General features: G+C 66.0%; 18 protein-coding genes and 1 pseudogene. 12 read left to right on the top strand and 7 right to left on the bottom strand.

Annotated elements, in window-relative coordinates:
* The gene (locus K8U54_RS04865; protein WP_249909112.1) at window positions 1–1176 is read left to right on the top strand and encodes an L-rhamnonate dehydratase; all 1176 of its coding nucleotides are present in this window, start codon (window positions 1–3) and stop codon (window positions 1174–1176) included.
* Window positions 1177–1228: 52 nt separating this feature from the next.
* Here the strand turns inward: K8U54_RS04865 and K8U54_RS04860 are convergent, their stop codons facing one another.
* Both K8U54_RS04860 and K8U54_RS04855 read right to left on the bottom strand, forming a co-directional pair.
* Window positions 1229–2620 (bottom strand): M16 family metallopeptidase, encoded by a 1392-nt coding sequence (locus K8U54_RS04860; RefSeq protein ID WP_249909111.1) that lies wholly within the window; start codon window positions 2618–2620, stop codon window positions 1229–1231.
* Complete coding sequence (locus K8U54_RS04855; RefSeq protein WP_249909110.1) at window positions 2620–4263, bottom strand: Na/Pi cotransporter family protein; 1644 nt, start codon at window positions 4261–4263, stop codon at window positions 2620–2622. The genes K8U54_RS04860 and K8U54_RS04855 overlap by 1 nt, the downstream gene beginning before the upstream one ends.
* 292 nt (window positions 4264–4555) lie before the next feature.
* Between K8U54_RS04855 and K8U54_RS04850 the strand changes: the two genes are divergently transcribed.
* Window positions 4556–4990, top strand: a complete 435-nt coding sequence (locus K8U54_RS04850; RefSeq protein ID WP_249909109.1) for a hypothetical protein — start codon at window positions 4556–4558, stop codon at window positions 4988–4990.
* On the opposite strand, the gene K8U54_RS04845 is transcribed toward K8U54_RS04850, so the two are convergent.
* The 4 genes from K8U54_RS04845 to K8U54_RS04830 all read right to left on the bottom strand — a co-directional run bounded on the left by K8U54_RS04845 (window position 4985) and on the right by K8U54_RS04830 (window position 8723).
* Window positions 4985–5221 (bottom strand): hypothetical protein, encoded by a 237-nt coding sequence (locus tag K8U54_RS04845; protein ID WP_249909108.1) that lies wholly within the window; start codon window positions 5219–5221, stop codon window positions 4985–4987. The two genes, K8U54_RS04850 and K8U54_RS04845, sit on opposite strands and share 6 nt — an antisense overlap.
* A gap of 54 nt (window positions 5222–5275) precedes the next feature.
* Complete coding sequence (locus K8U54_RS04840) at window positions 5276–6049, bottom strand: TerC family protein (protein ID WP_249909107.1); 774 nt, start codon at window positions 6047–6049, stop codon at window positions 5276–5278.
* Between the two features lie 102 nt (window positions 6050–6151).
* Window positions 6152–7456, bottom strand: a complete 1305-nt coding sequence (locus K8U54_RS04835) for a CitMHS family transporter (RefSeq protein WP_249909106.1) — start codon at window positions 7454–7456, stop codon at window positions 6152–6154.
* A gap of 307 nt (window positions 7457–7763) precedes the next feature.
* Window positions 7764–8723, bottom strand: coding sequence for an AEC family transporter (locus K8U54_RS04830; RefSeq protein ID WP_249910398.1), 960 nt, complete (start codon window positions 8721–8723; stop codon window positions 7764–7766).
* A 44-nt stretch (window positions 8724–8767) separates the two neighbouring features.
* Here K8U54_RS04830 and K8U54_RS04825 point away from each other — a divergent pair, with 44 nt between their 5' ends.
* The 8 genes and pseudogenes from K8U54_RS04825 to K8U54_RS04795 all read left to right on the top strand — a co-directional run bounded on the left by K8U54_RS04825 (window position 8768) and on the right by K8U54_RS04795 (window position 15403).
* The gene (locus K8U54_RS04825) at window positions 8768–9172 is read left to right on the top strand and encodes a GFA family protein (RefSeq protein ID WP_249909105.1); all 405 of its coding nucleotides are present in this window, start codon (window positions 8768–8770) and stop codon (window positions 9170–9172) included.
* A gap of 341 nt (window positions 9173–9513) precedes the next feature.
* Window positions 9514–10449 (top strand): annotated as a pseudogene (locus tag K8U54_RS25305) (nitrate- and nitrite sensing domain-containing protein); the annotation flags it as partial.
* Window positions 10450–10491: 42 nt separating this feature from the next.
* The gene (locus K8U54_RS25300; RefSeq protein ID WP_434060014.1) at window positions 10492–11358 is read left to right on the top strand and encodes a methyl-accepting chemotaxis protein; all 867 of its coding nucleotides are present in this window, start codon (window positions 10492–10494) and stop codon (window positions 11356–11358) included.
* Between the two features lie 146 nt (window positions 11359–11504).
* Window positions 11505–11894 carry a response regulator gene (locus K8U54_RS04815; RefSeq protein WP_249909103.1) on the top strand — a complete coding sequence of 130 codons (390 nt, stop codon included), beginning with the start codon at window positions 11505–11507 and terminating at the stop codon, window positions 11892–11894.
* 103 nt (window positions 11895–11997) lie between these two features.
* Window positions 11998–12327 carry a hypothetical protein gene (locus K8U54_RS04810; RefSeq protein WP_249909102.1) on the top strand — a complete coding sequence of 110 codons (330 nt, stop codon included), beginning with the start codon at window positions 11998–12000 and terminating at the stop codon, window positions 12325–12327.
* Window positions 12328–12478: 151 nt separating this feature from the next.
* Window positions 12479–13447, top strand: coding sequence for an XdhC family protein (locus K8U54_RS04805; RefSeq protein WP_249909101.1), 969 nt, complete (start codon window positions 12479–12481; stop codon window positions 13445–13447).
* A gap of 3 nt (window positions 13448–13450) precedes the next feature.
* The gene (locus tag K8U54_RS04800; RefSeq protein WP_249909100.1) at window positions 13451–14002 is read left to right on the top strand and encodes a nucleotidyltransferase family protein; all 552 of its coding nucleotides are present in this window, start codon (window positions 13451–13453) and stop codon (window positions 14000–14002) included.
* A gap of 288 nt (window positions 14003–14290) precedes the next feature.
* Window positions 14291–15403, top strand: coding sequence for a metallophosphoesterase (locus tag K8U54_RS04795; protein ID WP_249909099.1), 1113 nt, complete (start codon window positions 14291–14293; stop codon window positions 15401–15403).
* 8 nt (window positions 15404–15411) lie between these two features.
* On the opposite strand, the gene K8U54_RS04790 is transcribed toward K8U54_RS04795, so the two are convergent.
* Complete coding sequence (locus K8U54_RS04790; RefSeq protein ID WP_249909098.1) at window positions 15412–16398, bottom strand: LacI family DNA-binding transcriptional regulator; 987 nt, start codon at window positions 16396–16398, stop codon at window positions 15412–15414.
* A 159-nt stretch (window positions 16399–16557) separates the two neighbouring features.
* Between K8U54_RS04790 and K8U54_RS04785 the strand changes: the two genes are divergently transcribed.
* Both K8U54_RS04785 and K8U54_RS04780 read left to right on the top strand, forming a co-directional pair.
* The gene (locus K8U54_RS04785) at window positions 16558–17724 is read left to right on the top strand and encodes a Gfo/Idh/MocA family protein (RefSeq protein WP_249909097.1); all 1167 of its coding nucleotides are present in this window, start codon (window positions 16558–16560) and stop codon (window positions 17722–17724) included.
* Window positions 17721–18788, top strand: a complete 1068-nt coding sequence (locus K8U54_RS04780; RefSeq protein ID WP_249909096.1) for a sugar phosphate isomerase/epimerase family protein — start codon at window positions 17721–17723, stop codon at window positions 18786–18788. Before K8U54_RS04785 ends, K8U54_RS04780 begins: the two co-directional genes overlap by 4 nt.
* Window positions 18789–18824: the final 36 nt, after the last annotated feature.

Genomic DNA, 18824 nt, shown 5'->3' with positions numbered 1-18824 from the left:
ATGAAAATAAAATCCATCCGTACCCGCGTTTTCGAGTGGAAGGGCAAGGTCGTGCCGCCCCAGGCGCACTTCTGCACCAACGCCAGCGACATCCTGTTCGAGAAGGGCGATGCCATGGGCTCGTTCCGTTTCCACGGCTGGCTGGTGGTGGAAGTGGAGACCGATAACGGCCTCGTCGGGATCGGCAACTGCGCCCTGGCGCCGCGTGTGGCCAAGGAAATCATCGACACCTATCTGGCGCCCATCGCCATTGGCGAGGACCCATTCGACAACGAGTACATCTGGCAGAAGATGTACCGCCAGAGCCACGCCTGGGGCCGCAAGGGCATCGGCATGGCAGCGATTTCGGCGATCGACATCGCCATCTGGGACATCATGGGCAAGGCGGTGAACAAACCGGTGTTCAAGCTGCTCGGCGGGCGTACCAAGGAAAAGATCTGGACCTACGCCTCCAAGCTCTACGCCAACGATAACCTCGACCTGTTTCTCGAAGAGGCCCAGGGCTATCTGAATCAGGGCTTCAACGCCCTGAAGATGCGCTTCGGTTATGGCCCGAAGGATGGTCCGGCGGGCATGCGCCGCAACATCGAGCAGGTGCGTGCGCTGCGTGAACTGGCCGGCCCGGACGTGGACATCATGCTCGAGTGCTACATGGGCTGGACCCTGGAGTACGCCCGCCGCATGCTGCCCAAGCTCGCCGAGTTCGAGCCGCGCTGGCTGGAGGAGCCGGTGATCGCCGACGACCTGGAGGGCTACATCGAGCTGAAGAAGATGGGCATCATGCCCATATCCGGCGGCGAACACGAATTCACCTCCTATGGCTTCAAGGAGATGCTCGAGCGCCGCGCCGTGGACGTGATCCAGTACGACACCAACCGCGTGGGCGGCATCACCGCGGCGCGCAAGATCAACGCCATGGCCGAAGCCTGGTCGGTGCCGGTGATCCCCCATGCCGGGCAGATGCACAACTACCACCTGACCATGTCGACCACCGCCTCGCCAATGGCCGAGTTTTTCCCGGTGTTCGACGTCGAGGTCGGCAACGAGCTGTTCTACTACGTGTTCAAGGGCGAGCCGGCGCCGGTCAATGGCTATATCCAACTGGACGACCACAAGCCTGGCCTGGGCCTGGAAATCTCCGAGGAGTACCTGAGCGAGTTCAATATCTTCGAGTAAGGTGCGACTGCGCTTGCTGCATCCCAGAGCCCCGGTTATCCGGGGCTTTTCGTTAGCGGCGGCGTAGCAAGCTGACCAGGCCCACCAGCGCCAGCAAGAGAATCACCACCGCCACCGCGCCCACGACATACAGACCAGTAGTACTCAGCAGTGGTTGCTCGACGCGCAGGTAGCTCGGCTGCTTGAGCAGCAGGTTCAGCGCCGCATCGAGCTGGGCGGTGTGGATCTTGCGCAGTTCCGGTGCCGGGTCGGCGAAGCGGCCCTCTTCGTAGCTGCCCAGGGAGCTCCAGTAGGTGTCGGCCAGGGCGCTGTTGCCTTGGGCGGTCCAGTTCTGGCGGGCGAGGGCGACGCTGCGCAGGCGCTCGACGGTGGCGTCGTCCAGGCCGTCCCTGCCCAGGCGCTGGAGCAGGTCGTGCAGGCGCTGCCCGGTCTGCGCCACATCCTCGCGCGCCACTTCGGCGCTGATGCTGAAGAAGCTGCTGCTGCCGTAGGCACTGCGCAGTACGGTGGGGCTGTAGGCCAGGCCGTGTTCCAGGCGCAGATCGCGGTACACCGCCCATTGCAGGTAGTCGCGCAGCATCTGCCAGGTGCCCTGGTCGAGTTCGCCTACCCAGGGCTCGGTGAAGATCAGGTTGACCTGGGCGGTATCGCCGACCAGGCCGGTGGTCAGTGTGCGCTCGGGCTCGGCGTGGCCGGTGCTTTCCGGCAGTTCGCGCAGTTCGGGCATCGGGCCGGGCGGCAGTTCGCCGAAGCGCCGTTCCAGGTAGGCGGGCAGGCGGCGATCCAGGTCGCCGACCATGATCAGGGTCATGTTGTTGGCCACGTACCACTGTTCGTGCAGGCGCTCCAAGGCCGCGACGTCCAGCCGGGCGAGGGAATCCTGCTCGGCGCAGGCCTGGCCCAGCTCGGCGGCCACCTGTTCGGTGGCGTCGTTACGTTTGCTCGAAGCGCCCAGCAGGCGCTGCCAGGCAGCGGGGTGTTCGCCGTTCTCGTGGACAATCACCCGCTTGGCTGCGTCGATGCGTTCGGCGGTAAATTCGGTGTTGAACAGGGCGGCGAGCAGCAGATCGAGCGCCGCGCGCTGGTTGGCGGCCGGCACTTCGATGACGAAGGTGGTGTCGCTGTCGCGGGTAAAGGCATTCCAGTCGCCGCCCAGGGCCTGCATGCGTTCTTCCAGGCCGGCTTCACCGCTGTCGTCGATGCCGCTGAACAGCAGGTGTTCGAGCAGGTGCGGCAGCTCCTTGTGGGTGCAATCGAACTGATCGAAGCCGACCCCGACCACCAGGCGGATCGACACGTGGCCGCGCTCGGTGGTGGGTTTGAGGATCAGCTGCAGACCGTTATCCAGCGGGTAGCCTTCGACCTTCAGGCGATCGGCTGCCCACAGTTGGCTGCACAGCAACAGACCCAGCAGCAGCGCCAGTGAGCGGGCCAAGGCCGGCACTACTCGCCACCTTCTTCGGCGAGCAGGGCACCGGTTTCGTGGCTGCCGAGTACGGCGTAGGCGCTTGCGCAGAATAGCGAGTTGAGGCGTTTCATGTCGTCGATCAGTTCCAGGTGCAGAGAGCTGGTTTCCAGACTCTTGACCACCTGCCTATGCAGACGTTCGACATGTAAATGCGTGAGCCGGCGCTCCTGGATGCGGAAGCGGCGCTTCTCGCGCAGCAGTTGGCGGGCGGCATCGGCGTCGGCGGAGAAGAACACCGACAGGCCCAGGCGCAGGTTGCCGAGCAGGCGTTCGTGCAGCGCGGTGAGTTCTTCCAGGCCGCTTTCGGAGAAGGCATGGCGCTGGGCGGTCTTCTCGTCCTGGATCTTGCCGAGCATGCGTTCGATCAGGTCGCCGGCCCGTTCCAGGTTGGAGGAGAACTCGATGATCTCGGCCCAGCGGCGTCTGTCGGTTTCGCTCAGGTCTTCCTGGGGGACCTGGGCCAGATAGAGCTTCACGGCGGTGTACAGGGCGTCGATGTCGTCGTCGATACGGCGCAGGTCCTTGGCGAGAATCGGCTGGCTGCCGCGCAGGGCATCCTGCAGATGGCCGAGCATGCTGTCGACCAGATCACCGATGCGCAGGGTTTCGCGCACCGCATTGGACAGCGCGAGGCTCGGCGTGGACAGCGCCGTGGGGTCGAGGTGACGGGCCTTGGCGACGGCGTTCAGGTCCGGGCGATCAGGCAGCAGCCAGTTGCAGAAGCGCGCCATCAGGCCCAGGGTCGGCAGCATCAGCAGGCAGCGCAGGGTGTTGTAGAGCACGTGGAAGCCGATCACCAGCTCGGCCGGTTGCCACTTCAGGCTGTCCAGCCAGTGCACCAGCGGGTCGAGCACCGGGATCACCAGCAGCAGGCCGATCAGCTTGTAGAGCAGGCTGCCCAGGGCCACGCGGCGGCCGGCCTGGCTCTGCATGCTGGCGTTCAGGAAGGCCAGCACGCCGCTGCCGATGTTGGCGCCGATCACCAGGCCGATGGCCACCGGCAGGCCGATCACCCCGGAGCCGGTCAGCGTGGCGGTGAGCAGCACGGCAGCCAGGCTCGAATAGGACACCAAGGCGAACAGTGCGCCGACCACCGCATCGAGCAGCAGGTCGCCGGTCAGCGAGGCGAACAGCACGTGGATGCCCTTGGCCTCGGTGATCGGTGTGGCGGCGGCGACGATCAGCTGCAGGGCGAGGATCATCAGCCCCAGGCCGATGGCCACGCGGCCAAGCTGGCCGGCGCGGGTCTGCTTGCGCGAGAGGAAGAACACCACGCCAAGGAAGATCAGCAGCGGCGACAGCCAGCTGAGGTCGAAGGTCAACACCCTGGCCATCAGCGCAGTGCCCACATCGGCACCGAGCATGATCGCCAGCGCCGGGGTCAGCGCCATCAGGCCCTGGCCGACGAACGAGGTGACCAGCAGCGCCGTGGCGTTGCTGCTCTGCACCAGGGCGGTGACGGCGATACCGGCCACGAAGGCCATCGGCCGCTTGCCGACGTTATGGCTGAGCACCCGGCGCAGTTGCGAACCGTAGACCCGCAGGATGCCGGTGCGCACGATATGGGTGCCCCAGATCAGCAGGGCAATGGCGGACAGCAGATTGAGCAACGTCAACATCACGCATCTCCCTGATACGCAGATTCGATCCCGATACTGGGGATACTGCCGGTGGACGAAGTGCGGTAATCACCGGTCACAGTGAGCTAGCGAGTGCCTCATTTTTAGCTGTAGCTGCGGATTGAGGGTTTGCCAAACGCCCGGCTCCATTAACACCGGTATATTAGCGACGTGGTGGAGCGCACGGGGGTTGCGAAAATCCGTTTATCCACGTTTCGATGTTCGAGCGCCGACTCGTGCATTTTTGGATGAGTGCCCGGCGCTTGGCGCTGTTCAACGAGTGAGATCAAGGATGAAGTACGTTTTTCTGCTGCTCTGGTTTTTCTTTACCGGCATCACCCTGCCTTTCGCTGTATTCGCCATCTATAGAGAACCTGCATCCGTAGACTCCTACGTAATGCTCCTGATTTGCGGCTTTATCGCGCTCTGCACCTTGCGCCTGATACAGGAAGGCTATCGACCCCGGCATGCAATGGGCGCGAGTCGAATGGGCTTCTGGTTAGGCTTGCTGCTTTTACCGCTCACGCTAATGCCGCTGCATTCAGCTTACGAAACCTGGCAGCGAGGCTACTACGTGGCATCTGGCGAAGGTCGGCGCTCTCGTCTGTTCGAGTTGATGCTGGAGGCATTGCAGCAATGGATCGGCCCCTGGGGACCTATTTTCGTACTCGTACTTTTCGCAGCCAGTATGGCGATGTTGTTGTGGAGGTTGCTGGTGCGTTCATGAAATTGATCTGCACTCAGCGAGCGTTAGCGGGGTCGTCTGCGCAGCCAGCACGCCAACAGGCGCCTGGCGCTGCTGCTGATCGCCCGGCGCCTCGCCGTGCATGCCCAGGCGCAGGCCGATGCGGCGCGGGCGCAACGTCGCGATGCGCACCTGCAGGTGGAGCGGGGCAACCCGCGGCGGGTATTTCGTGGTGAGCGCTTCGAGCCCATTGCCGATCGAACGTAGGCGCATAAAGAAACGGGGCCCTCAGGGCCCCGTTTGTTTTCACGCATCAAGTCGATCCGATCACTGGCCCGGAACGTCCTTGCGCAGTTTGACCGGCTCCGGGTCGGCCTTGCCTTCGGCGCGGCGGCGGGCGGTGCGCATGCGGATGTTCAGCGCTTCCACGGCCAGGGAGAAGGCCATGGCGAAGTAGACGTAGCCCTTCGGCACGTGGACTTCGAAGCTCTCGGCGATCAGTACGGTACCGACCACGATGAGGAACGACAGCGCCAGGATCTTCAGGCTCGGGTGCTTCTCGATGAAGTCGCTGATGGTGCCGGCGCAGATCATCATGACGATGACGGCAACGATGATGGCCGCGACCATGACCGGCACGTGGGAGACCATGCCCACTGCGGTGATCACCGAATCCAGCGAGAAGACGATGTCGATGATGGCGATCTGGATGATGGTGCCGAGGAACTGCTTGCCGGCGCCCGAGGGCTGCTCGGGGCTTTCTTCCTCGCCTTCCATGCCGTGGTAGATCTCGGTGCTGCTCTTCCACAGCAGGAACAGGCCACCGAAGAACAGGATCAGGTCACGGCCGGAAATGCCCTGGCCGAACACGTGGAACAGGTCGGTGGTCAGGCGCATGATCCAGGTGATGGAGAGCAGCAGCAGGATGCGCGTGACCATGGCCAGGGCCAGGCCGAAGAAGCGGGTGCGCGCCTGCAGGTGCGGCGGCATGCGCGACACCAGAATGGCGATCATGATGATGTTGTCGATGCCCAGAACGATTTCCAGGGCAGTCAAAGTCAGGAAAGCAACCCAGATCTCCGGGTTGGTGAGCCATTCCATTAGAGGTTCCTTGTGGATGAATAGAACACTGGCGCGAGGCATCGGCCGGGATGCCGAAGTCTAGCGCCAGTGATGTGAAAATTTCGTCAAAATGTTTGCGGGTCAGCTACCGAACAGCGGAAACACGCCAAGTACCAGGGCGGCAGCCAGGATCGCCATGCAGATCAGCACCGCCCACTTGAGGGTGAAACGCTGCAGGTCGCCGAATTCGATCTTGGCCAGGCCGATCAGCAGGTAGGTCGAAGGCACCAGTGGGCTGAGCAGGTGCACCGGCTGGCCGACGATCGAGGCACGGGCCATTTCCACGGCGCTGATGCCGTAGCCGGAAGCGGCCTGGTTCAGCACCGGCAGGATGCCGTAGTAGAACGCATCGTTGGACATGAAGAAGGTGAACGGCAGGCTCACCAGCGCGGTGATCACCGCCAGGTGCGGGCCGAGGGCGTCCGGGATCACTGCCAGCAGGCTCTTGGACATGGCGTCGACCATGCCGGTACCGGTCAGGATGCCGGTGAAGATACCGGCCGCGAAGATCAGGCCGACCACCGCCAGCACGTTACCGGCATGGGCGGAGATACGGTCCTTCTGCTGCTGCAGGCAGGGGTAGTTGATGATCATGGCGATACTGAAGGCGATCATGAACAGCACCGGCATCGGCAGCAGGCCGGCGATCAGGGTGGTCATCAGCACGATGGTCAGCAGGGCGTTGATCAGGATCAGCTTCGGGCGACGGGCCTCGGGGAACTGGGACACGCTGATCTCGTCCTGGGTGATCTTGCCTTCCGGCAGTTGCAGCACGCCCAGGCGCTTGCGCTCGCGCAGGCCATAGAGGTACGCCACGCCGAACAGCACGATGGCGCCGACGATCATGCCCGGAATCATCGGCACGAAGACGTCCGACGGGTCCACGTGCAGGGCGCTGGCGGCACGCGCGGTGGGGCCGCCCCAGGGGGTCATGTTCATGATGCCGCCGGCCATGATGATCAGGCCGGCCATGATGGTCGGGCTCATCTTCAGGCGGCTGTACAGCGGCAGCATGGCACCGACGCAGATCATGTAGGTGGTCGAGCCGTCGCCATCGAGGGACACGATCAGCGCCAGGGCCACGGTACCGACGGCGACCTTCAGCGGATCGCCCTTGACCATCCTGAGGATCAGGCGCACGGGCGGGTCGAACAGGCCCGAGTCGATCATGATGGCGAAGTAGAGGATGGCGAACATCAGCATCACGCCGGTGGGCGCGAGCTTGCTGATGCCTTCGAGCATCATCGGGCCGATCTGCGCGGCGAAGCCGCCGATCAGGGCGAAGATGATCGGGATGATGATCAGGGCGATCAGCGCCGACAGGCGCTTGCTCATGATCAGGTACATGAAGGTCGAGACCATGGCGAAGCCAAGGAAGGTAAGCATGGAGATTCTCCGGACGTGATTCGGCTAGGGGCGGGTAAGGCGCGAGTGGCTAGCGTCGAGGCGAGCGGAGGGGATCGAGCAGGCGTGAGGAACGGAGGCGGAACATGGTTAATCACCTGTTTTGTTCTTGTTGACGGCAGCTGCGGGCCTCACTGGCGGCAGCTCATCGACCGATCTGTGTCGGTCAGTGCGCGGATGCTAGAACACGAAGCTTTCAGCCAGCTTTCGCCGATTCGCGGTCGGCGAAGGGCGGCCAACGGTGATTCGCGCCGCCCACGCGTGACCCGTGGCCCGCGTCGCGGGCGGGCTAGAGCAGGTGTTCGAGGAGCGACAGCACCGCCACCAGCGAAGCGGCGGCCAGCAGGTGCTGCAAGGTGATGATGCCGGCCATCAGGTTGGCATCGCCGCCCAGCTGGCGGGTCAGCACATAGGCCGTCGGTGCGGTAGGCAGGGCGAAGAACAGCACCAGCACGGTGCTTTCCATGGTCGGCAGTTGCAGCCCGTAGGCCACCGCCAGGGCCAGCAGCGGCATCAGCAGCAGGCGCAGCAGGCCGTTCCAGGCCAGGGCCGGCACCTCGCCGCCCAGCTGTTCAGGCTTCAGCGCGGCGCCCACGCACAGCAGGCCCAGCGGCAGGCTGGCGGCAGCCAGCAGGCTGAGCAGCCGGCCGCTGCCGCCGGGCAAGCCCAGGCCGCTGAGGTTGACCAGCGCACCGGCCAGGCACGCCAGGATCAGCGGGTTGCGGAGGATCGGCAGCAGCAGGCCGCCTGCGCTGACCCCGCGCTCGGCGGTCAGCGACCAGACCGACAGCACGTTGACGGCCGGCACCATCAGCGCCAGCATCAAGGCGGCCAGGGTCAGGCCCGGCTGGCCGAACAGGCTGCCCACGGCGGCCAGGCCCAGGTAGGTGTTGAAGCGCAGGATGCCCTGGCTGAAGGCGCCGAAACGCGCCGCCGGCCAGCCGCGTACGCGGCGTACGAGCAGCAGGGCCAGCCAGGCGATGCCCAGGCCGAGCAGCACGGCCAGCGCCATGCGCGGCAGCTGAGGGTTGTCCAGCGGCGCGGTGGCCAGGCTGTTGAACAGCAGCGCGGGGAACAGGATGAAGTAGTTGAGGCGCTCGGCGCCCGGCCAGAAGGCTTCGTTGGGGAAGCCGCGACGGCTGAGCACGTAGCCGCCGACGATCAGCGCGAAGAGTGGCCAGAGGGCCAAGAGCAGGTCGGTCACGGGAGCCCCCGGTGGTGGTGAGGGTGCATCTTCGCCAGTACCGATCGATCAGGCAAGCCGGCACACCACGGCGTTTCAAGGAGAGTGAAATGAGCGATTTGCATCAGGGCGGCTGCCAGTGCGGGGCCTTGCGTTACCAGTTCCGTGCGCCGTTGCGCGATATCGCCCACTGTCACTGTTCGATCTGCCGGCGCAGCACCGGCGGTATCCTGGTGACCTGGATCACCGTGCCGCTGGCCGCCTTTACCTGGCTGCGCGGCGAGCCGGCGCGCTTCGCCTCCTCGCCGAGTTGCGAGCGCCATTTCTGCCCGACCTGCGGCGCTCACCTGGCGCTGTTCACCAGCTTGAGCCCGCACAGCCTGGACGTGACCGTCGCCACGCTCGATCACCCCGAACAGGCCGCCGCCGACCGGCATATCTGGACCGAGAGTCGCCTGCCCTGGCTGGCGGTCGATCGCCAGCTACCGCAGGAACAGCAGGAACATATCGACTAGGCGCGCGATGGCGGCCTTGCGTCGCCTTCTTCAGAAGGCGCTGCTGAACTTGATTAAAGAATGACTGTCGCGCGCCGATTACCCCTTTGTACCTCGTCTAGTGCCTACCGTGCCGCATGCCAAATGCGCCCCCCTGTTCAACGCGCCGCGCAGACGGTGTGACAACAGGCAATCCTTTCGCTTCGTTATCGAACTGCCGAAGTATCTTGAATAGGTGACACACCGTGCTCAGAAACATCCCGTTGAGCCTCAAGCTCTTGCTGATTCTCGCCTGCCCGTTGCTGGGCTTTCTCTGGCTGGCCGCGCTGCAGGTCAACAGCAGCTACCAGACCTTGCAGGAGATGGAGCAGACGCAGGAGGCCAGCGTCATCGCGCAGAAGGTCAGCCAGTTGATCACCGTGTTGCAGCGCGAACGTGGTGCCAGTGGCGTATTCCTGGGCAGCCAGGGCAAGAACATGCAGGACGTGCTGCTGCGCATGCGCGGCCAGACCGACACCGCCCTGGCCGATGCGCGCACCCTGGCCGGCAGCGCCGATGCCGGGCTGGATGAAGCCCTGGCCACCTTGAGCGGGCTGGATGCCATGCGCGGGCAGATCGACAAGCTGGCGATCAACAACCGCGAATCCGGTGCTCGCTTCACCGATATCATCCGCAAGCTGATCGGCTATACCCATGCCGTCGAGCGTTCGGTCACCGACCCGACGCTGTCGCGCGCCCTGTCGTCGCTCAACCAGTTCATCGAAATGAAGGAGCGCGCCGGCCGTGAGCGCGCCATGCTCGGCGTGGTGTTCAACCAGGATCGTTTCGACGCCGACCTGCTCTCCACCTTCAGCCGCAACCTGGGCGAGTTCACCGCCTATTCGGAGGGCTTTCGCCGCAATGCCTCGGCCGCCTTCGTGGGCAAGCTCGACGAGAAGATGCAGCAGCCCAGTGGCCTGGAAGTGGCACGCCTGCAGAAACTGGCCTTCGAAACGCCACTCGGCCAGCCGCTGGGCGTCAAGGCCACCGACTGGTTCCAGACCTCCACCAACCGCATCGACCTGATGGGCGAGGTGGAAAGCGAGCTGGGGCAGAGCGTCGGCGAGCTGGCCGCCCAGGCGCGGGCCAAGGCCTCGGCGATGCTGTGGATGACGGCCATCAGCGTGCTGGTCGCCATGGCCGTGGTGGCCGTGCTGTCCTACCTGATCATCAGCAACATCAAGCTGGCGGTGGGCGAGGCCAATCGTGCCCTGCTGTCGCTGTCCCAGCGCGACCTGACCGCCCGTTCGGCCTACGTCGGCAAGGACGAGTTCGGCGAGATCACCCGCAACCTCAACATCATGGCCGAGGAGCTGACGCAGATCGTCCAGGAAATCGGCTCGGCCACCGCCCAGGTGGCTACCGCCGCCGAAGAGTGCTCAGCCGTGACCCTGCAGACCAGCAACAGCCTGGAGCGCCAGCGCCAGGGCACCGAGCTGGTGGTCACCGCCATCAACGAGATGAGCGCCACGGTGCGCGAGGTGGCGCAGAGCACCAACGACGCCGCGGAGATGTCCCGCCAGGTCAACGTCAACACCACCCAGGGCCGCCAGGAGATCGAACGCACCGTCGAGGTGATCCGTGAACTGTCGACCCAGGCCGACGACACCGCGCGCATCATCGGCGACCTCAAGCACGAGAGCGATTCGATCTCCTCGGTGCTCGACGTGATTCGCGGCATCGCCGACCAGACAAACCTGTTGGCCCTCAACGCGGCCATCGAGGCAGCACGCGCTGGCGATCACGGTCGCGGCTTCGCGGTAGTGGCCTCCGAGGTGCGTACCCTGGCGCAGAAAACCCAGGAGTCCACCGGCAACATCCAGGAGATGATCGCCAACCTGCAGCGCGGCTCCGACCTGGCCACCCAGTCCATGCAGGAAACCCTCGGCAAGGCCCGTGCCGGCGCCAGCAACATCGAGCGCGCCGGCGACCTGCTGGCCGAGATCGCCTCCGGGGTGTCCAGCATCAGCGACCGCAACATGCAGATCGCCGCGGCCGCGGAAGAGCAGAGCGCGGTGGCCGAGGACATCAACCGCAACGTGGTGGAGATCAACGACGTGGCCATCCAGGTCAGCTCCGGTGCCGAGCAGACCGCCGTGACCAGCCAGGAGCTGGCGCGCCTGGCCGATCACCAGCAGAAGCTGGTGAGCCGCTTCCGCCTGGCCTGATCAGGCCCTGGCGCCCCGTTGCCCGCCGATCGGGCGGGCAACGACCCCCAGGCTGGCGAAGGCCGCCAGTCGACGCCACGAAAAATTAATGAAATCTTGCCCGGCGGCGCCGGTCAGAGCCTGACCCTTACTGCTGGATCCCTGCAATGCCATTGATAGTCATAGCCGAAGACGAACGCTCGATCAGAGAGCTGCTCGTGGAAATCTTCGAAGATGAAGGCCATGAGGTCAAAGCCTTCCCCTGTGCTGACGACGCCTGGGATTACCTCTCCAGCAGCGACGGTCAGGTGGACATGGTGCTCACCGATTTCAGCATGCCCGGCGACATCGACGGGATCTTCCTCGCCCACCTGATACGTGACCGTTTCCCGGACCTGCCTATCATCATCTCCTCGGGCTTCCTGGAAGGCACCACCGATTTCGATGGCCTCAACGTGGCCGTGATCCCCAAGCCCTGGAGCGTCAGCCAGCTGCTCGCCATGTGCGCGGCGATGACCCCCGGCAAGGCGCAGCAGCCCGGTATCCCTCGCGGCTGACCAGCCGTCGCCGCCGCCTGGCGTGCAAAATGACAGCCGAGTGCGCAGAGAACGCAGCGGATATGTAAAATCGCCGCCCCGTTTGACTGCTGGAGATGTCACCTTGGCCATTCACTTCTCGCCCTCCTCGAACACCATCGCCTGTGGACGCAGCGGCGCGAGCCTGAGCACCACCGAGGATCAGGCGCAGGTTTCCTGCAAGCTGTGCCTGCGGTCGCTGGACAAGGCGGCTGCACCGGTCGCGACCAACCGCACCCCGACCCTGGCCGAACTGCGCGCCGCCGCCCGTGCCGCCAAGGCCCCGGCGCCAACCCCGGCCAAGCCTGCCGAGCTGCCGGCCCTGAGTGTCAAGGCCGCCTGGCGGCAGAAACTCGAGCAACTGCCGGGGCGCAATCGCCTGCCCCGTGGTGCGGCGCGCCAGAGCTTCGTATAGTCCCTGTCACGGCAGGCGGCTGCTGCTCGGCAGCTGCGCCTCGGCTACCCAAAAACACTGAACCGAAGCGCCCATCCGGCTACCAACTTGCATGCCTGCCAGCGCGTCGATTTCGACGCGACGGCGTAGCGCGACGGTTGAGGTGGTATCGATGAAGCAACTTGACCTGCAGGTGGTTCAGCAGGCTCGCGACTGGCTGCAGCAGGGCCATGCCGTGTGGCTGTGTACCGTGCTGTCCACCTTCGGCTCGGCGCCGCGGGCGCCTGGGGCCATGCTGGTGGCGCTGCCTTGCGGCGCCTCCTGCGGCTCGCTGTCCGGTGGCTGCGTCGAGGAAGATTTTCTCGAACGGGTGCAGAACGCCGGTTTCGCGCCCCGCAACCAGATCGTGCGCTACGGCGAGGGCGGCCTGACGCCCACCCGTGCGCTGCCCTGCGGCGGCGTGCTGGACGTGCTGGTCGAATACCTGCAGCCCAGCGAGGCTGCGCTGCGGATGCTCGGCCAGGTCGAGCAGGCGCTCGGCGGTGGCGAGCTGCTGGTGCGCGAGGTGCCGCTGGGTGAGGGCGCCAGCCACTGCCGGCCGGCCAGCATGGGTGATGCGAAGATCCAGCGTAGCGCCGAGCAGGTGTCGATTCGCGTCGGCGCCGTGCTGCGCGTGGTGCTGGCCGGCTGGTCGCCGGTGGCCGAGTTCTGCGCCGGCTTTGCCGTGGCGCTGGGCTATGAGGTGATCGTCTGCGAACCGCGTGTCGAGGTGATCGCCGAGGTGAAGGTGGCGGGCGTGCAGGCCATCGAGATACTGCCGGCGCGCTTTATCGCCGAGCAGGGCGCCCATGGGGCCACGGCGATCCTGGCGCTGACCCACGATCCGCGCCTGGACGACCCGACCCTGATCGAGGCGGTGCGTACCGAAGCCTTCTATATCGGCGCCATGGGCTCGCAACGCACCAGCAACAAACGCTTGGAGCGGCTGGCGCGCCTCGCAGGCCTGAAGCCCGAGGACATGGCGCGCATCCACGCGCCCATTGGCCTGCAACTGGGCAGCAAGTCCCCGGCGGAAATCGCCCTGGCGACCCTGGCCGACGTGCTGCGCGTTGCCAACGGCATCGACCGCGGCGCGCTGTAGCCCATGAAGACCAACGGCCCCGTGGTCATCGTCCTTGCTGCCGGGCGCGGCAGGCGTTTTCTTGCCTCCGGCGGCGCCGGCAGCAAGCTGCAGGCCGACCTGCACGGCAAGCCCGTGCTCGACCACGTGCTGGCGGCGGTCGAGCGTAGCGGCCTGGCTCACCATGTGGTGCACCGCGCCGCTGGCGACGGCATGGCCGACTCGATCGCCGCAGGGGTACGGGCCACGGCAACCGCCTCGGGCTGGCTGATCCTGCCGGGCGATCTGCCGCTGATCAGCGCCGCGAGCCTGAGCCGCGTGGCCCAGGCGTTGTTGCTGCAGCCGGTGGTAGTGCCGACCTTCGAGGGGGGCAGGGGCCACCCGGTGGGCTTCGCCGGCGAGTGTTACGCGGCGCTGGCCGCCCTGAGCGGCGAGGCCGGAGGCGCTGCGGTGGTGGAGCGTTACCGCCGCGAAGGCCGCGCCATGCTGTTGCCGCTGGATGATCCGGGCATCCTCACCGATGTCGATACGCTCGCCGGCCTGCAGCGGGCCCATGCCCTGCTGGCAGCCAGGTAGGGCGCACAGCGGGCTGCAGCGAAAAACGGCAGCCCTCGATTATCACTATCGACGCAAATGATGCGGTGCTTGCGGGCTTTACCGATACCCTGTACCTCGATGAACACAACACCATGGGCGTTCGAGAGAACGCCGGTGGTCTCTCCGGTTCATCATCCTTTGGTTACCGCCTCTAGCTGGGGCGGTTTTTTTTGCCCGGCGAAAATGTCACGCATGTGAAGTGCACCCGTGGATGGCCGCGGTGTCACAGTGGGCGGCTTGCGATCCAACCTGAAGGGGCGAGATACGGTGTTTCATCTGATCACGGGCGTTCTGGCCCTGTATGTGTTCTGGCGAATGGTGTGGCTGCAGCGCTGGCCGCGGGCGATCAAGGCGCTGCTCGGGGTGTTGATCCTGGCGGTCGCCGAGCATCATCTGGTGACCCGGCAGTTCTTTGGCAGCATGGCCTCGCCGGAGATTCCGGGCACGCTGCTGATGGCGCTGGGCTGCGCCTTCGGGGCGTTGATCATCAGCGCCATGCTGCTGCTGGTGCTGGATATCGCCGCGCTGCTGCCGCGCTTGCGGGCGGCTCTTCGTGCGCCGCGGTTGCGGGCTGGTGTCGGTGTCGGGGCGATCCTGCTGTCGGCGCTGGGTATCTGGCAGGCGGTACGGGTGCCCGATGTGCGCGAGGTGGAAATCACCCTGGCCCAGCTGCCTGCCGAGCTGGATGGCCTGCAACTGGTGCAGCTCACCGACCTGCACGCCAGCCGCCTGCTGCAGCGCCCGTGGCTGCAAGCGGTGGTGGCCAGGAGCAACGCCCTGCAGCCGGACCTGCTGGTCATCACCGGTGATCTGGTCGACGGCACGGTGGCCGCGCGCACTGCCGACGTGGAGCCCCTGCGCGATCTGCGTGCTCGCCTGGGCGTGTACGCGATTGCCGGCAACCACGAGTACTACGCCGAGTACCAGCAGTGGCTGGATCACTTTGCCCAGCTGGGCCTGCCGATGCTGCTCAACAGGCATGTGACCATCGAGGATGCCGGCGCCCGCCTGGTGCTGGCCGGCATCACCGATCCTGCCGCTGCGCGCTTCGGCCAGCCGCTGCCGGATATCGAGGCGGCCCTGGCTGGCGTGCCGGAAGATGCCGCGGTGATCCTGCTCAGCCACCGGCCCCTGGCCGCCGCGGGCAACGCCCTGGCCGGCGTCGACCTGCAGCTGTCCGGGCATACCCATGGTGGCCAGGTGCTGGGCATGCACTGGGTCACCCAGGCCTTCAACGAGGGCTACGTGTCCGGCGAGTACGCGGTGGGCGACATGCGCCTGTACGTGAGCAACGGCACCGGCCTGTGGAACGGTTTCCCCCTGCGCCTGGGCAAGCCCTCGGAGATCACCCGCATCACCCTGCGCTCGGCCAAGGGCTAGGGCTGGGGTCAGGCCGAGGCGGCGGTACTCGCGCGCACCACCAGCTGGAACGGCAGCACCTGGTGGCGCTCGCCGATCGCCTTGCCGTCCAGCTGCGCCAGCAGCATGGCCACCGCGTGCTGGCCGAAGGCTTCGGCCGGCTGGGCGATGGTGGTCAGCGGCGGGTTGCAGAAGGCGGCGAAGGAGATATCGTCGAAACCGGCCACCGCGATGTCCTCGGGAATCCGCAATCCGGCCTGGCGGATGCACTGGATGGCGCCCATGGCCATTTCATCGTTCTCGCAGAAGATCGCCGTCGGCCGTGGTTCGGTTTGCAGCAAGCGAGCCGCTGCGGCATGGCCTGACGGGCAGTCGTAATTGCCGTATTGCAGCAGGGCGGGGTCGACTGCGATGCCCGCGGCTTCGAGGGCCTGCCGGTAGCCGGCGAAGCGCTCGCGGGTCAGCGGGCTGTCCGCCGGGCCCTTGATCAGCCCGATCCGCCGATGCCCCAGGGCCAGCAGGTGCTCGGTCATGGCCTGCGCCGCGCCGCGGTTGTCGAGGCTGACGGTCGGCCACGGCGCGTCGTCGACGATCTCGCAGATGTTCACCAGCGGCGGGTGATCCTGGCGGGCGAAGGGGTCGTAGGCGCGCAGCTGGATGACGCCATCGGCCTGGCGGGCATCCACCAGCCCGGCAAACTGCCGCTCGGTCTCGGGGTTGCCCAGGGTGTTGCACAGCAGCACCCGGTAGTCGACCGCACTGGCCGCCTCCTGGATGCCGCGAATGACCCGGGCGAAGAAGGTATTGGCGATATCGGGCACCAGCACCACCAGGTTATGGGTGCGCTGGGAGCGAAACTGGATGGCCATCAGGTTGGGCGTGTAGCCCGCCTGGTCGACGGCTTCGAGCACCTTCTGGCGGGTATCGGGCGACACCTGCTGCGGGCGCTTGAGCGTGCGCGAAACCGTGGCGACCGATACGCCAGCCAGTGCGGCTACCTTGCGAATGTTCGTCATGCACCCTCTGCGTACTGGCCGGCTCTGCGCCCTTTTCAGGCGGCTAGGTTACCCCAAGCCGGCGGTCATGGGGCGCTTGACCTGCGCTGTCGCGATGGCTATATATCTTGCTATGTAACCGGTTACATCAAACAAGAACAGCTGAATCGGAGTGACGGGATGACGGCTTCACGGGTCAGGCTGGGCATGGTCGGCGGCGGCGCTGGCGCCTTTATCGGCAAGGTGCATCGCCAGGCGGCCGCGCTGGCAGGCGGGATCGACCTGGTGGCGGGGGCGTTCAGTCGCGACCCCGCCGCCAATGCCGCAACGGGGCGTGAATGCGGCCTGCCCACCGGGCGTGTATACGCCAGCTGGCAGGCGCTGCTCGATGGTGAAGCACGGCTCGATCCTGGCGAGCGGATCAACCTGCTGGCCATCGTCACCCCCAATCATCTGCATGCCCCCATCACCAGCGCAGCCATTCGCGCCGGTATCCATGTGTTCTGCGAAAAGCCGGCCGCGCTGAGCAGTGCCGAAACCGCCGACCTGGCCCACCTGCTGGTACAGGGCGAGGCCCTGTATGGCCTGGCCCATACCTACCAGGGCTACCCGATGATCTGGCAGGCGCGGCACATGGTGCAGGCCGGCGAAATCGGTCGACTGCGCAAGCTCCATGTCGAATATCCCCAGGGTTGGCTCAGCGACGACCTCGCCGCTCAGGGCAACAAGCAGGCGACCTGGCGCGGCGACCCGCAGTTGGCCGGGCAGGGCGGTTGCATCGGCGATATCGGCACCCACGCCTTCAGCCTGGCCGAGTTCGTCAGTGGCCAGCGCATCGCCCGTCTCTGTGCGCACCTCGCCACCCATTTGCCCGGCCGCGCGCTGGATGACGACTGCGCCCTGTTGTTCACCACCGAGCAGGGCGCCAGCGGCGTGCTGCTCGCCAGCCAGGTGTGCGCCGGCGAGGAGAACGCCCTGAAGATTCGTCTTTACGGCGACAAGGGCGGCCTGGAGTGGCGCCAGGAAGAACCCAACAGCCTGATCCATCGCCCCCTCGATCAACCCATGCGCGTGCTGCGCGCCGGGGCCAACCATGGCTGGTTGTGTGACGAAGCGCTGCAGCGCATGCGCCTGCCGGCGGGGCACCCCGAGGGCTATCTGGAAGCCATGGCCAATCTGTATGCCGACTTCGCCCAGGCGATTGGCGGCTCGCGCAGCGCCGCTGCCGCCTTGCCCGGTATCGAGACCGGCGCACGGGGCATGGCCTTTATCGAAACGGTGCTGGCCAGCCACGCCAGCGAGGCGAAATGGACGCCGCTGGCGCCGCCCATGGGAGTGTACGCATGACAGCCAAGACAGCGGGCATCCGCGGCCCGGGTATTTTTCTCGCCCAGTTCCTGGCGGCCGAGGCGCCGTTCGACACCCTGGCCAACCAGGCTCGCTGGGCGGCCTCGCTCGGCTACCGAGGCATCCAGCTGCCGACCCTGGGGCCGCAGTGCATCGACCTGCAGCGCGCCGCCGAGAGCCAGACCTACTGCGACGAGCTCAGGGGCATCTGCGCCGACGCCGGGGTGGAGATCAGCGAACTGTCCACTCACCTGCAAGGCCAATTGGTGGCCGTGCACCCGGCCTTCGACAAGCTGTTCGACGACTTCGCCCCGGCGCAGCTGCGGGGCCACCCCCAGGCACGCACCGAGTGGGCCGTCGACCAGTTGAAGCTTGCCGCCCGGGCCAGCCGGCGCCTGGGCCTGACTGCCCACGCGACCTTCTCCGGTGCATTGCTCTGGCCCTATCTCTACCCCTGGCCACAGCGCCCGGCGGGCCTGGTGGAGGAGGGCTTCGCCGAGCTGGCGCGGCGCTGGCTGCCGATCCTCGAGGCCTTCGACGAGGCGGGTGTCGACCTCTGCTACGAGCTGCACCCCGGCGAAGACCTGCACGACGGTGTCACCTTCGAACGCTTCCTGGCGGCGGTGGGCGATCACCCGCGCGCCAACATTCTCTACGATCCCAGCCACATGCTGCTGCAGCAGATGGACTACCTGGGTTTCATCGACCGCTACCACTCGCGCATTCGCATGTTCCACGTCAAGGACGCCGAGTTCCGACCCGATGCCCGCGCCGGGGTGTATGGCGGTTATCAGGCCTGGGTCGACCGCCCGGGGCGCTTCCGGTCGCTGGGCGATGGGCAGATCGACTTCAAGGCGATCTTCAGCAAGCTCACCCAGTACGGCTACGCCGGCTGGGCGGTGCTGGAATGGGAATGCTGCCTCAAGGATTCCGCCCAGGGCGCAAGGGAGGGCGCGGCGTTCATCGAACGCCAGCTGATCACCCGCGCCGAGCGCGCCTTCGACGATTTCGCCGGGGTCGCCAGCAGTTCCTCGCGCAACCGGGGGCTGCTCGGTTTGCAGTAGATCGCTTGATGCTCTCTCGTGAACAACAACAAGGAT

This window comes from Pseudomonas fulva, assembly GCF_023517795.1.
In the GTDB taxonomy this organism is placed as follows: Bacteria; Pseudomonadota; Gammaproteobacteria; order Pseudomonadales; family Pseudomonadaceae; genus Aquipseudomonas; species Aquipseudomonas fulva_D.
This window is presented reverse-complemented; position numbering and strand designations above follow the sequence as displayed.